Consider the following 12,715-nt stretch of genomic DNA (forward strand, 5'->3'; position numbering starts at 1 on the left):
CCCTCTGAGGCTCGGTGCAGCGATGGGGGCGAAACATCAGGCAGCAGGGGCACCCGGCCGGTCAGGCAGCCGGGCGCCCCGGTTCGTGGGGGGTCAGGACTTGGCGGCGCCGGCGGTGAGACCGGTGACCAGGTGCCGCTGGACCAGGTAGAAGAACAGCGAGGCCGGGATGGCGATGAGCACGGAGGTCGCGGCCATCAGGTCCCACTGGGTGTCGTGCTCGCTGATGAAGGTGGTCAGGCCGATGGCGAGGGTGTACTTGTCGTCGCTGAGCATGAAGACCGACGCGTAGGCGACCTCGGCCCAGGCGGTGAGGAAGGTGTAGAACGCCGCCACCGCCAGGCCCGGCCGCGCCAGCGGCAGGATCAGCCGGTAGAAGGTGCCGAACGGGGTGAGTCCGTCGATCCGGCCGGCCTCGTCGATCTCCGCGGGGATGGTGTCGAAGTACCCCTTGAGCAGCCAGGCGCAGTACGGGATCGCCGTGGTGCAGTAGACGAGGATCAGCGCCCAGTAGGTGTCGAGCAGGCCGAGGTTCGCCAGGATGTTGTAGAGCGGCACCATCAGGATGGCGACCGGGAACATCTGCGTGACCAGGAAGGTCCACATCAGCTGCCGGTGGCCGGGGAAGCGCATCCGGGAGACGGCGTAGCCGGAGCTGGCGGCGATGAAGACGCCGAGCAGGCAGGTACCCAGCGCGACGATCATCGAGTTGACGAACCACTGGAGGAACGACGTGTCGCTCAGGACCGTCGTGTAGTTCTCGAAGCTGATCTTGCCGGCGATGTCGCCGGGGTGCAGGAAGTCGCTCTTGTCGGGACCGAGGGAGATCCAGGCGATCCAGCCGATCGGGAACGCGGCGATGAAGCTCGCGAGGATCAGCGCGCTGTGGATCAGCACGGAAGCCGAGCGGGGACGCTCGCCGCGCTTCAGCGGGCGCTTGCCCGCGGCGCGCCCGCGGGGCGGGACGGCGGCGGTGGATTCGGCGGCCGGTCCCGCGGCCGGGAGATCTGCTGTGGTGCTCATGGGGGTCGCTCCCCTCTCTTTCGTCAGGACTGCTTCTGATGGCCCGTTGGCCGTGTACGGACCGTCAGACGGCCTTCTCGTTGCGGGCCAGCCAGCGCCGGTAGAAGGAGGCGAAGACGATGAGCATCGACAGGATGATGACGCCGTAGGCGGCGGAGCCCGCGTAGTCGCGCGGCTCCTGTCCGAAGCCGAGGCGGTACGCCCAGGTGACGAGGATCTGGGCGTCGGTGCCCGAGTTGTTGCCGAACAGCAGGAAGATGACCACGAACTGGTTGAAGGTCCAGATCACGCCGAGCAGGACGACCGTGCTGCTGACCGAGCGCAGACCCGGGAGCGTCACGAAGCGGAAGCGCTGCCAGGGGGTGGCTCCGTCGACCTCGGCGGCCTCGTAGAGCTCGGGCGGGATCGACTGCAGACCGCCGAGCAGCGAGACCATCATGAACGGGACGCCGACCCAGGTGTTGACCATGATGGCGGCGGTCTTCTGCCAGAACGGGTCGCTCAGCCAGGCCGGGGTCGGCAGATGCGCCCATTCCAGCGCCATGTTGAGGACGCCGCCGTCGTCGGCGAGGATCAGCCGCCAGGCGAAGACGGTGACGAAGGTGGGCACGGCCCACGGCAGGATCAGGACCATCCGGTAGAAGGTGCGGCCGCGGAGCTTGCGGTTCAGCATCAGGGCGAGCCCCATGCCGATGCCGTAGTGCAGGGCCACACAGACGACGGTCCAGACGATGGTCCAGGTGAAGTGGGGCCAGAACTGGTGGTCGCCGCCGGAGAGGATCTCCGTGTAGTTGTCGAGGCCCACCCACGAGAAGCTGTCGGGGATCTCGTTGACGCCGATGGTCCGGCCGACGTTCTGGCTGTTGGCATCGGTCAGCGACAGATAGATGCCGCGGACCAGGGGGTAGAGCACCAGGACGCCGATGACCGCCACCACGGGGGCGACCATGGCCCAGGCGTACCAGTTCCGGTTGTACGACTGCCTGATACGGCTCATCGGCCCGGGACGCTGCCCAGCGCCACGCCGGGTCTTATCGCTTCCGCCCTCGACGGCGACGGTCATCTTCGACACCTTTACGACAGATTCTCAGCAGGGTGTACGGCGTGGTGGCACGGCCCGGCTGCGGGCCGCACCACGACGGGCGGCCGCCCGGTCCCGCCCCCTGTCGGGAGCCGGGTCCGGACGGCCGACGGCCTTAGGAGAAGTCCTTGAGCAGCTTCTTGTAGGACTCGGCGGTGGTGTCGAGACCCTTCTGCGTGCTCACCTTGCCCTGGAGGATCGCCGTGAGGTTGGTGCCCAGGTCGGCGAAGAGCGAGCTGTACTCGGGCAGTTCGGGACGCGGGCGGGCGGAGCCGGCGAGGATCGCCTGGAACTCGGTGATGCCCGGGGTGGCCTTGACCTCGGCGGTGTAGGCGGAGGTACGGGTCGGCAGCGTGCCGTTCTTCAGCGCGATCTTGGCCTGGGTCTCGCCCGAGGTCATGAAGCCGACGAACTTCTGGGCCGCGGCCTGGTGCGCCTTGTCGGAGCCGGCGTACACGGAGAGGTTGTGGCCGCCGGTCGGGGCGCCGGCCTTGCCGGTGGCGCCGGCCGGGACGCCGGAGATGCCGAGGTTCGCCTTGTCCTTGAACGCGGCGCCCTTGTAGATGTTCGTGAGCTCCCAGGGACCCTGGAGGATCATCGCGACCTTGCCGGTGTTGAACGCGTCCATCATGTGGGCGTACGCGTCGGCGGTCACGTCGAGCTTGGAGACACCCGGAGCCTCGAGGAGGGCCTTGCTCGCGTCCACGGCCTTGACGGCCTCGGGCGAGTTGACGGTGATCTTCTTCGCCTGGGCGTCGACCATGTCGGTGCCCTCGCCGAAGAGGAAGGGCAGCTCGAAGTAGGCGTCGGCGCGCAGCGTGAAGCCGTCGACCTTGGCCTTCTCCTTGACCGCCTTGGAGACGGCCTTGACCTCGTCCCAGGTGGCGGGCGCCTTGTCGTAGCCGGCCTTCTTCAGGATCTCCTTGTTCCACATCAGGCCGAGGGAGTCGGTGACGAAGGGGGCGCCGTAGGTCTTGCCCTCGTACTGGGCCTGCTTGAGGAGCGAGGGAGTGATGTCCTCGGTGTTCTTGAGGGCGTCCGTCCCGTCGAGGGGGGCGAGGAACTGCGACTTGGCCCAGGCGGCGGTCCAGCCGACCTCGGCCCGGACGATGTCCGGCGCGCCCTTGCTGCCGGCCGCGGTCTGGAACTTGTTCTGCGCCTGGTCGAACGGGACGTTGACGTACTTGACCTTGATGTCCTTGTTGGCCTTCTCGAACTCGGCGATCATCGCCTTGTACGTCGGCGCCTCGTTCGTCGCGTTGGACGTGTCCCACCAGGTCAGGGTGACCGGGCCGCCGGCCTCGTCACCGCTGTCGTCCCCGCCGCACGCCGTCGCTGCCAGTGCCAGTGCCGCTACCAGCGCGGTGGCCGCTATGCCACGCCGCATGTGAACTCCTTCAGAGATGCCCGAGATGGCGGAGGCCGGGGGCCTCCCGCCGACCGCTCCCTCGCGGCGCCGGGTTCGGCAGGAACGTAACAAGGATGAAAGGAAGCGGAAAGACCTTGCGGCAATTTTCTGCAAGGGCGGAGGATCGTTACATCCACGTGTCCGGAGAGTTGCCGTTGCATCGCTTGACGGTGGCTCCTCCGACCGCCCCCGTGCGCCCCCGCAATCACTTCCGCAAGATCTTGCAGAGCTGATATTTTGGTTCCCGAGCACCGTCACCAAGCGCCCGCACCCACGTTGACCTCGTTGGTTGTACGTCCCCCCGCCTCCGGACCGTACGAGAGGGACCCACTCATGACCCACGAACTCGCTCCCGCCGTCGGCCTCCCCGCGCCCACGGCAGCCGAGGGACAGAGCCCTGCAAGCTCTTCCAGCGAGGGCCGCGACTGGTGGCGCGATGCCGTCATCTACCAGGTGTACGTCCGCTCCTTCGCCGACAGCGACGGCGACGGCATCGGCGATCTGCGCGGCGCCACCGAACGCCTGCCGCACCTGGCCGAGCTGGGCATCGACGCCGTATGGCTCACCCCCTTCTATGCCTCCCCCCAGGCCGACGGCGGCTACGACGTCGCCGACTACCGGGCCGTCGACCCGCTCTTCGGGGATCTCGCCGACGCCGACGACCTGGTGCGCACCGCCCACGAGCTGGGCCTGCGGGTGATCGTGGACGTCGTCCCGAACCACACCTCGGACCAGCACCCGTGGTTCCTGGCCGCGCTCGCGGACCCCGACCCCGACGGCGCCCGCCGGCGCTACCACTTCCGGCCCGGCAGGGGCGCGCACGGCGAGCTGCCGCCGAACGACTGGGAATCCGTCTTCGGCGGCCCGGCCTGGACCCGCACCCCCGACGGCGCCTGGTACCTGCACCTCTTCGCACCCGAGCAGCCCGACCTCAACTGGGACAACCAGGAGGTCCACGAGGAGTTCGACTCGGTCCTGCGCTTCTGGCTGGACCTCGGTGTGGACGGTTTCCGCATCGACGTCGCGCACGGCATGGTCAAGGCCGCCGGAATGCCGGACATCGGCCACGGGGAACAGGCCAGCCTGATCGGTTCCCAGACACTGCCGTTCTTCGACCAGGACGGGGTCCACGAGATCCACCGCGGCTGGCGCAGACTGCTCGATTCCTACCCGGGCGAGCGGATCGGGGTCGCCGAGGCCTGGGCGCCCAGCGCGGAACGGCTGGCGCTGTACGTACGCCCCGACGAGCTGCACCAGGCCTTCAACTTCCAGTTCCTGCGGTGCCCGTGGGAGCCGGCGGCGATGCGCAGCGTGATCGACGAGTCGCTGGCCGCCACCGCGTCGGTCGGGGCACCCACCACCTGGGTGCTCTCCAACCACGACGTGGTCCGCCACCCCACCCGCTACGGCGGCGGCGCCCAGGGGCTGCGCCGCGCCCGCGCGGCCGCGCTGCTGATGCTCGCGCTGCCCGGCTCGACGTACATCTACCAGGGCGAGGAGCTCGGACTCCCCGAGGTCACCGACCTGCCGAGCGAGGTGCGCCAGGACCCCGCGTTCTTCCGCGCGGCGGGGCAGGACGGCTTCCGCGACGGCTGCCGGGTGCCGATCCCGTGGACCGCAAAGGGCCCGTCGTACGGCTTCGGCGAGGGCGGCAGCTGGCTTCCGCAGCCCGCCGAGTGGGGCGCACTCTCGGTGGCCGCCCAGACCGGCGACCCGCTCTCCACGCTGGAGCTCTACCGCTCGGCCCTGGCCCTGCGCCGTCAGCTGCCGGGCGGCCCGATGCGGTGGCTGCCGGGGCCCGACGGACTGCTCGTACTGGCCCGAAACGGCCTGGTCTGCACCCTCAACACCACCGCGTCGGCGGTCGAACTCCCCACGCCGGGACGGCTGCTGATCTCCTCCGATGCCATGGACCAGCCGGGCGACACAGCCCGTATTCCGGCTGATTCCTGTGCGTGGTGGGCAATCTGACGTGCGCCCGGTACAGTCCAATCCTGTGACCGCACGGCTTGCCGACATCGCAGCCCAGGCGGGGGTCAGCGAAGCCACAGTCAGCCGCGTGCTCAACGGCAAGCCCGGTGTGGCCGCAGCCACCCGCGAATCCGTACTCGCGGCGCTCGACGTGCTCGGCTACGAACGCCCGGTGCGTCTGCGCCAGCGCAGCGCCGGACTGGTCGGTCTGATAACCCCCGAGCTCGACAACCCGATCTTCCCGGCCCTTGCCCAGGTCATCGGCCAGGCACTGACCCGGCAGGGGTACACCCCCGTCCTGGCCACCCAGACACCGGGCGGCTCCACCGAGGACGAACTCACCGAAATGCTGGTGGACCGGGGCGTGTCCGGCATCATCTTCGTCTCGGGACTGCACGCGGACACCACCGCGGACATGCAGCGCTACGACCAGTTGCGCGGACAGGGCGTGCCCTATGTCCTCCTGGGCGGCTTCTCGCCCAAGGTGAAGGCTCCCTTCGTCTCGCCCGACGACCGGGCGGCGATGCATCTGGCGGTGACCCACCTCGCCTCGCTCGGCCACACGCGGATCGGCCTGGCGGTCGGCCCGAAGCGGTTCGTGCCCGTGCTGCGGAAGATCGAGGGTTTCCAGCAGGCCATGGAGATCCAACTCGGGCTCGCCCCCGAGGAATCGGAAGAGCTCATCCAGCACTCCCTCTACACCCTCGAAGGCGGTCAGGCCGCGGCCGGCGCCCTGATCGGGGAGGGGTGCACCGCCGTGGTGTGCGCGAGCGACATGATGGCGCTCGGCGCGATCCGGGCCGCCCGCGGGCTGGGCCTGGAGGTGCCGCGCGACGTCTCGGTGGTGGGTTTCGACGACTCCCCCCTCATAGCGTTCACGGATCCGCCGCTGACCACGATCCGGCAGCCCGTGCAGGCCATGGGACAGGCCGCCGTACGGACCCTGCTGGAGGAGATCGGGGGCACCCCTGCCCCGCACAGCGAGTTCATTTTCATGCCTGAGCTGGTGGTTCGCGGGTCGACGGCGTCGGGCCCCGGAGCCGCTGTCCGGGGCTGACTCCTCCCTGAGTCGGATCGGGTGCGAGGGGAACCAGACCGGGGGATGATCGGTCGGTGGGCGCGCATCTGGCAGACTCTCGTCCCATGGGTGAAACGACCGTGAAGAGTTTGGAAGGCCGGACGGCCACCCCGTCACCCATGACGGACGAGGTCGCCGAAACGCCGCATGTCCGGCGTACCCGACTGCAGACTCTACGGTCGCCGCGCCGGCCCCGGATCTGGTTCGAAGTCCTGCTGATCGCGGTCAGTTACTGGACGTACTCGCTGATCCGCAACGCCGTGCCGGAGCAGAAGACGCAGGCGCTGCACAACGCCGACTGGATCTGGCGCGTCGAGCAGACACTCGGCATAGCGGTCGAGCAGTCGGTCAACCATGCCGTGAACTCGGTGACATGGCTGATCGTCTCGATGAACTACTACTACGCGACGCTGCACTTCATCGTGACGATCGGTGTGCTGGTGTGGCTGTACCGGTGGCATCCGGGACGGTACGCGGCCGCCCGCCTCGCCCTGTTCGCGACGACGGGCGTGGCACTGGTCGGTTACTACCTGTATCCGCTTGCGCCCCCTCGGTTGATGAGCAACCAGGACTTCGTGGACACCGTGCTCGTCCACCACACCTGGGGCTCGATGGCCTCGGGCAACCTGAAGAACATGTCGAACCAGTACGCGGCGATGCCGTCGATGCACATCGGCTGGTCGCTGTGGTGCGGCCTCATCATCTGCGCGGTGGCCTCCGCCCCGTGGGCACGGATCCTGGGCCTGCTGTACCCGACGGCGACGCTGGTCGTCATCGTCGCGACGGCGAACCACTTCTGGCTGGACGCGGTCGGCGGCATGATCTGCCTGGCCTTCGGCTTCGCGCTCTCGTACGTCTGGTTCGGCGCGGCGCCGCACCGGCTGCCCCGCCTGCCGGAGAGCGGGAGCCGGAAGAGCCTGCTGCCCGCCCGGGTCTGATCCGGCCGCTCGCGGGTCAGCGGGACCCTGCACCGCAGACGCACGCGGACCGGCGCCTTGCCCGGCCGCTCGCGGGACCCGGGCTCCGCAGCCGTGTCCGGGGGGCCGCCGGGACCGCTCACGCGCCGTAGAACAGCACCTCCACGACCGCCCGCGCCCGTCGCGTGATCCTCCGGTAGTCGTCGAGCATGTCGCCCACGTGCCCCGGTCCGTACCCCAGATATCGGCCCACGGCCGCCAGCTCGCGGCTCTCCGAGGGGAACGTGTCGCCGGCGCGGCCGCGGACCAGCATCACGGCGTTGCGGACGCGGGCCGCGAGGACCCAGGCCTCGTCGAGGATCTGCGCGTCCTCCGTGCCGATCAGGTCCGCCGCGTGCGCCGCGGCCAGTGCCTCGCGGGTGCGGGTCGTCCGCAGTCCCGGTTCCGCCCAGCCGTGCTGCATCTGCAACAGCTGGACCGTCCATTCGACATCGCTCAGGCCGCCGCGCCCGAGCTTCGTGTGCAGCGTGGGGTCCGCGCCCCTCGGCAGCCGTTCGGACTCCATCCGCGCCTTCAGCCTGCGGATCTCGCGGACCGCGTCGTCCCCGAGGCCCTCCGCCGGGTAGCGCAGCGGGTCGACCAGCTCGATGAAGCGGGCGCCGAGCTCCCGGTCCCCCGCCATCGGCTCGGCCCGCAGCAGCGCCTGGCTCTCCCACACGAGCGCCCACCGGCGGTAGTACGCCTCGTAGGAACGGAGCGTGCGGACCATCGGCCCGCTCTTGCCCTCCGGGCGCAGATCCGCGTCGATCAGCAACGGCGGGTCCGCCGTGGGCAGTTGGAGCAGCCGCCGGATCTCCGAGACCACGGCGTTCGCGGCCCGGGCGGCCTCCTGCTCGTCCACGCCCTCGCGCGGTTCGTGCACGAAAAGCACATCCGCGTCCGAGCCGTAACTCATCTCGTGCCCGCCGAAGCGTCCCATGCCGATGACGGCGAACCGGGTCGGCAGTTCGTCGCCCCACTGCTGTCGTACGGCCGCCCGGAGCGCGCCCGCGATCGTCGCCGCGTTCAGGTCGGTGACGGCTCCCCCGATCTGGTCGACCAGCGCGCCCGTATCCGTCTCGGCGGGGCTCTCCTCGGTGCCGTACGAGCCGATGAGGTCGGCGGACGTGGTGCGGAACAGCTCCCGCCGGCGGACCCCGCGGGCCGCGGCGACCGCGCCCTCCGCGGTGTCGGCGCGCCCGACGGCCGCCAGGATCTCCTGTTCCAGGTGGTCCCGGCCGCGCGGCTTCAGTCCCTCCGGGTCACCGAGGATGGCGACCGCCTCCGGCGCCCGCAGCAGCAGGTCGGGCGCGAGACGGCCGGCGGAGAGCACGCGCGCCAGATTCTCCGCGGCCGCCCCCTCGTCCCGCAGCAGTCGCAGGTACCAGGGCGTCTTGCCGAGCGCGTCGGACACCTTGCGGAAGCCCAGCAGCCCCGCGTCCGGGTCGGCCGAGTCGGCGAACCAGCCCAGCAGCACCGGCAGCAGGGTCCGCTGGATCGCCGCCTTGCGGGTGACCCCGGAAGCGAGGGCTTCCAGATGCCGCAGCGCCGCGGCCGGGTCCCCGTAGCCGAGCGCCTCCAGCCGCTGTCCCGCGGCCTTCGGGCTGAGCCGGGTCTCGCCGGGGGTGAGCTGGGCGACGGCGTCGAGCAGGGGCCGGTAGAAGATCTTCTCGTGCAGCCGGCGCACGACCGACGCGTGCCGCCGCCATTCCTTGTTGAGCTCGGTGACCGGGTCGGTACGCATCCCCAGCGAGCGCCCGAGGCGCCGCAGATCGGCCTCCTGATCGGGCACGAGATGCGTACGCCGCAACCGGTACAGCTGAATCCGGTGCTCCATGGCGCGCAGGAAGCGGTACGCCTCGTCCAGCTGCGCCGCGTCCACCCGGCCGACGTATCCGCCCGCCGCCAGCGCCTGAAGGGCCTCCAGGGTGCTGCCGCTGTGCAGGGTGGCGTCGCTGCGCCCGTGCACCAACTGGAGCAGCTGCACGGCGAACTCGACGTCCCGCAGCCCGCCGGGGCCGAGCTTGAGCTCGCGCTCCACCTCGGCCACCGGGATGTTGTCGACCACACGGCGGCGCATCTTCTGCACGTCGGGGACGAAGTTCTCCCGCTCGGCGGCCTGCCACACCAGGGGCGAGACGGCCTCGATGTAGTCCTCGCCGAGGGACGGATCACCGGCGACGGGCCGGGCCTTGAGCAGCGCCTGGAACTCCCAGGTCTTGGCCCAGCGCTGGTAGTACGCGAGATGGCTGGACAAGGTCCGCACCAGCGGCCCGTTGCGGCCCTCGGGCCGCAGATTGGCGTCCACCGGCCAGATCGTGCCCTCGACGGTGGTCTCGGAGCAGATCCGCATGAGGTGGGAGGCCAGCCGGGTCGCGGCCTGCATCGCCTTGCTCTCGTCGGCGCCGTCGGACGGCTCCCCCACGAAGATCACGTCCACGTCGGAGACGTAATTGAGCTCGTGGCCGCCGCACTTGCCCATCGCGATGACGGCGAGGCGGCACTGGGCCGCGTCGGCGGGGGCGGCGCTGCGGGCGATGGCGAGCGCCGCGCGCAGGGTGGCGGTGGCGAGGTCGGCCAGTTCGGCGGCGGTCTGCGCGACATCGGTCGTCCCGCACACGTCACGGGCCGCGATGGAGAGCAGACAGCGCCGGTAGGCGATCCGCAGCGTCACCGGGTCGGCCGCGTCGGCGAGACACCGCTCGAACTCCTCGACGCCCGGGTGCAGGTCCGCCGACTCGTAGGTGGCCAGGGCCCGCCAGTCGCCCGGGTGCCGGGCCAGGTGGTCGCCGAGCGCCTCGGACGCGCCCAGCACCCCGAGCAACCGGTCGCGCAGCGGCTTCGCACTGACCAGGGTGTCGAGCAGGACCCGGCGGTCGGGCGGTTCCTGTCCCTCCACCAGCCGTACGAGGCTGCGCAGCGCCAGGTCGGGGTCGGCGACGGCGCCGAGCGCTTCCAGGAGCACCGGGTCGGTCCGTACGGATGCCATGTCGGGGAGTTCGAGGAACCGCTCGGCCTCGCCGGGGTCGGTGAAACCGTGCCGCAGCAGTCGGGTGAACGTACTGCTTCTGCGCCCCGGCACCGTCATCCCGCGGTCTCCTGTCGTGCGTAGAGCTGTCCGATCAAGGTCCGGATTCGAGCGTAGCCGCCGGGGGCCGCGGGGGACCCTTCGAGGGCCTGTCCACCCGCCCGACGCGTCCGACCCGTCCGACCGATGAATACGGGCGCGGCTCGCAGTCACCCCTGTGTGAGCCCCAAGGACCCGACCCGCATCCGATCCGAGAGGACCGCGCCATGGCCGCGAACAGCCCCGTGACCGAACTCGACGCCCGCTACAGCGAGGAGAAGGCCACCGCCTCGGACTGGTCGGAGGCCGTCGACCACCTGAGGACCGCGGAGGTGTTCTGGCTGTCGACCGTACGCCCGGACGGCCGTCCGCACGTCACCCCGCTCATCGCGGTGTGGCACGACGGCGGACTGCACTTCTGCACCGGTCCCGACGAGCGCAAGGCCAAGAACCTCCGGGAGAATCGGGAAGTGGTCCTCACCACCGGCGCGAACGCCCTGAACGAGGGCTACGACCTGGTGCTGGAGGGCACCGCGGCCACCGTGAGCGACGAGGCGCGGCTGCGTGCGCTCGCCGGTGCGTATGTCGAGAAGTACGGTGCGGACTGGACCTTCGAGGTCCGTGACGGCGCCTTCGTGGGCGACGGCGGGACAGCCCTGGTCTTCCGTGTGGAGCCGCGTACGGCCTTCGGGTTCGCCAAGAGCCCCTACAGCCAGACGCGGTGGCAGTTCACCCAGTGAAGGGAACGGCACCGATGGAATGGACACTCGAAGTCGTCATCCTCCCGGTCGCGGACCTGGACCGGTCACGGGCCTTCTACGAGGACACCTGCGGTTTCGCGGTCGACACCGACACCGAGATCGGCCCGGGCATGCGGATCGTCCAGCTGACCCCGCCCGGCTCCCGCTGCTCGATCGCCCTCTCCAGCGGCCTCCCGCCGGCTCCGGGCCAGCACGACATGGCGCCCGGTTCGGTCCAGGGGCTCCAGCTGTGTGTCACCGACATCTACCAGGCGCACGCGGAACTGCTCGAGCGGGGCGTCGAGGTGAGCAACGTGCAGCACGTCGGCGCGAGCGGCTCGTGGGAGGAGGGCCGCGGGGACACGTGGAACGCCTTCATGTTCTTCAAGGACCCGGACGGCAACGGCTGGGTCGTCCAGGAAGCACCGGCCCCGCTCTCGGAGCGCTGAGCGCCGGTCCCTCGCGCCCGGCCGCCTTTCCTGCCGGCCCTGTGAGGGACCGTTCATGCCGGCCTTTCATGCCGACGGCCGGGCGGCTCCGGCGCTGGGCGCCCGGGCCGTCCGGCCGTGAGTGGCGTGAGTGACGTGGAGAGGGACCGGCCTGCGTCAGGTCTGAGGCGGGCCGCCCTGGTCGCGGTCGGAGCGGAGCTGGTCCTTCATCCGGTCCTGCGCCGTGTCGACATGACCGCTGTACTTGCCCTGGGTCTTGCCGTCGACCATGTCACCGGCCTTGTCCACACCCTTGCCGGCCTGGTCCTCGTGGCCCTTGAGCATTTGCTTGAGCTTGTCCATCACGGACATGGGACATCCCTTTCGCCGCGTTGCCCCCCGCTCTTCCAGGGTCACCGCACACCGCCGGGTTCGCATCCCGACGGGCCCGCCCACTAGGACAGGTTCTGGCCTAGTGGCCGCCTATCGTTCCCTCAGGGGAAACCGCAGGGACGAAGGGACGACGACCATGCTCCGAGGACTCGCCACCATCAACTTCTGGGCCGACGACCTGGCCGCGGCCGAGGCCTGGTACACGGACCTGCTGGGCATCGGGCCGTACTTCGAGCGCCCCGGATACATCGAGTTCCGCATCGGCGACTACCAGCACGAACTGGGCATCGTCGACGCGTCCTACGCCCCGCCGGGAGCGGCGACCACCCCGGGCGGAGCCATCGCCCACTGGGCGGTCGACGACCTGGAGGCGACGGTCGACCGGCTGCTCGCGCTCGGCGCGAAGGAGTACCAGCCGCTGCGGGTCCACGGCCCGGGTTTCGTGACGGCGACGGTGGTGGACCCGTTCGGCAACGTGCTGGGCGTGATGACGAACGTCCACTACATGGAGATCCTGGCGAGGACGGGAGCGGCGTGAGCGACGGTCCCCGACCTGGGGTCTGTCGAGGC

The 12,715-nt window shown here is 70.3% G+C and carries 11 protein-coding genes; 6 read left to right on the forward strand and 5 right to left on the reverse strand.

Annotated elements, in window-relative coordinates; all coding sequences use genetic code 11:
• Positions 1 to 93: 93 nt before the first annotated feature.
• The 3 genes from ACQPWZ_RS10250 to ACQPWZ_RS10260 form a co-directional block, all read right to left on the reverse strand.
• The gene (locus tag ACQPWZ_RS10250) at positions 94 to 1,023 is read right to left on the reverse strand and encodes a sugar ABC transporter permease (protein ID WP_340472743.1); all 930 of its coding nucleotides are present in this window, start codon (positions 1,021 to 1,023) and stop codon (positions 94 to 96) included.
• Between the two features lie 64 nt (positions 1,024 to 1,087).
• Positions 1,088 to 2,086: a carbohydrate ABC transporter permease gene (locus ACQPWZ_RS10255; RefSeq protein WP_356703541.1), complete on the reverse strand. Its 999-nt coding sequence runs from the start codon at positions 2,084 to 2,086 to the stop codon at positions 1,088 to 1,090.
• A 133-nt stretch (positions 2,087 to 2,219) separates the two neighbouring features.
• Complete coding sequence (locus ACQPWZ_RS10260; protein ID WP_340472745.1) at positions 2,220 to 3,491, reverse strand: extracellular solute-binding protein; 1,272 nt, start codon at positions 3,489 to 3,491, stop codon at positions 2,220 to 2,222.
• Positions 3,492 to 3,845: 354 nt separating this feature from the next.
• On the opposite strand from ACQPWZ_RS10260, the gene ACQPWZ_RS10265 reads away from it, so the two are divergent.
• The 3 genes from ACQPWZ_RS10265 to ACQPWZ_RS10275 all read left to right on the forward strand — a co-directional run bounded on the left by ACQPWZ_RS10265 (position 3,846) and on the right by ACQPWZ_RS10275 (position 7,499).
• Positions 3,846 to 5,483 (forward strand): glycoside hydrolase family 13 protein, encoded by a 1,638-nt coding sequence (locus ACQPWZ_RS10265; protein WP_356703542.1) that lies wholly within the window; start codon positions 3,846 to 3,848, stop codon positions 5,481 to 5,483.
• Between the two features lie 25 nt (positions 5,484 to 5,508).
• On the forward strand, positions 5,509 to 6,540 hold the full coding sequence (locus ACQPWZ_RS10270) for a LacI family DNA-binding transcriptional regulator (RefSeq protein WP_340472747.1): 1,032 nt from the start codon (positions 5,509 to 5,511) through the stop codon (positions 6,538 to 6,540).
• A gap of 86 nt (positions 6,541 to 6,626) precedes the next feature.
• Positions 6,627 to 7,499 (forward strand): phosphatase PAP2 family protein, encoded by an 873-nt coding sequence (locus ACQPWZ_RS10275; RefSeq protein WP_340472748.1) that lies wholly within the window; start codon positions 6,627 to 6,629, stop codon positions 7,497 to 7,499.
• Between the two features lie 118 nt (positions 7,500 to 7,617).
• On the opposite strand, the gene ACQPWZ_RS10280 is transcribed toward ACQPWZ_RS10275, so the two are convergent.
• Positions 7,618 to 10,605 (reverse strand): bifunctional [glutamine synthetase] adenylyltransferase/[glutamine synthetase]-adenylyl-L-tyrosine phosphorylase, encoded by a 2,988-nt coding sequence (locus tag ACQPWZ_RS10280; RefSeq protein WP_340472749.1) that lies wholly within the window; start codon positions 10,603 to 10,605, stop codon positions 7,618 to 7,620.
• Between the two features lie 206 nt (positions 10,606 to 10,811).
• On the opposite strand from ACQPWZ_RS10280, the gene ACQPWZ_RS10285 reads away from it, so the two are divergent.
• Together ACQPWZ_RS10285 and ACQPWZ_RS10290 are read left to right on the forward strand one after the other, a co-directional pair.
• Positions 10,812 to 11,324 carry a pyridoxamine 5'-phosphate oxidase family protein gene (locus ACQPWZ_RS10285; protein ID WP_340472750.1) on the forward strand — a complete coding sequence of 171 codons (513 nt, stop codon included), beginning with the start codon at positions 10,812 to 10,814 and terminating at the stop codon, positions 11,322 to 11,324.
• A gap of 14 nt (positions 11,325 to 11,338) precedes the next feature.
• Positions 11,339 to 11,773, forward strand: a complete 435-nt coding sequence (locus tag ACQPWZ_RS10290) for a VOC family protein (protein ID WP_340472751.1) — start codon at positions 11,339 to 11,341, stop codon at positions 11,771 to 11,773.
• Between the two features lie 156 nt (positions 11,774 to 11,929).
• Here the strand turns inward: ACQPWZ_RS10290 and ACQPWZ_RS10295 are convergent, their stop codons facing one another.
• The gene (locus ACQPWZ_RS10295; RefSeq protein WP_391839102.1) at positions 11,930 to 12,124 is read right to left on the reverse strand and encodes an antitoxin; all 195 of its coding nucleotides are present in this window, start codon (positions 12,122 to 12,124) and stop codon (positions 11,930 to 11,932) included.
• A 157-nt stretch (positions 12,125 to 12,281) separates the two neighbouring features.
• On the opposite strand from ACQPWZ_RS10295, the gene ACQPWZ_RS10300 reads away from it, so the two are divergent.
• Entirely contained in the window at positions 12,282 to 12,683 is a 402-nt protein-coding gene (locus ACQPWZ_RS10300) for a VOC family protein (protein WP_433571160.1), read from the forward strand.
• The last annotated feature ends 32 nt before the right edge of the window (positions 12,684 to 12,715 follow it).

This window comes from Streptomyces sp. CA-251247, from assembly GCF_050952975.1.
Lineage (GTDB): Bacteria > Actinomycetota > Actinomycetes > Streptomycetales > Streptomycetaceae > Streptomyces > Streptomyces achmelvichensis.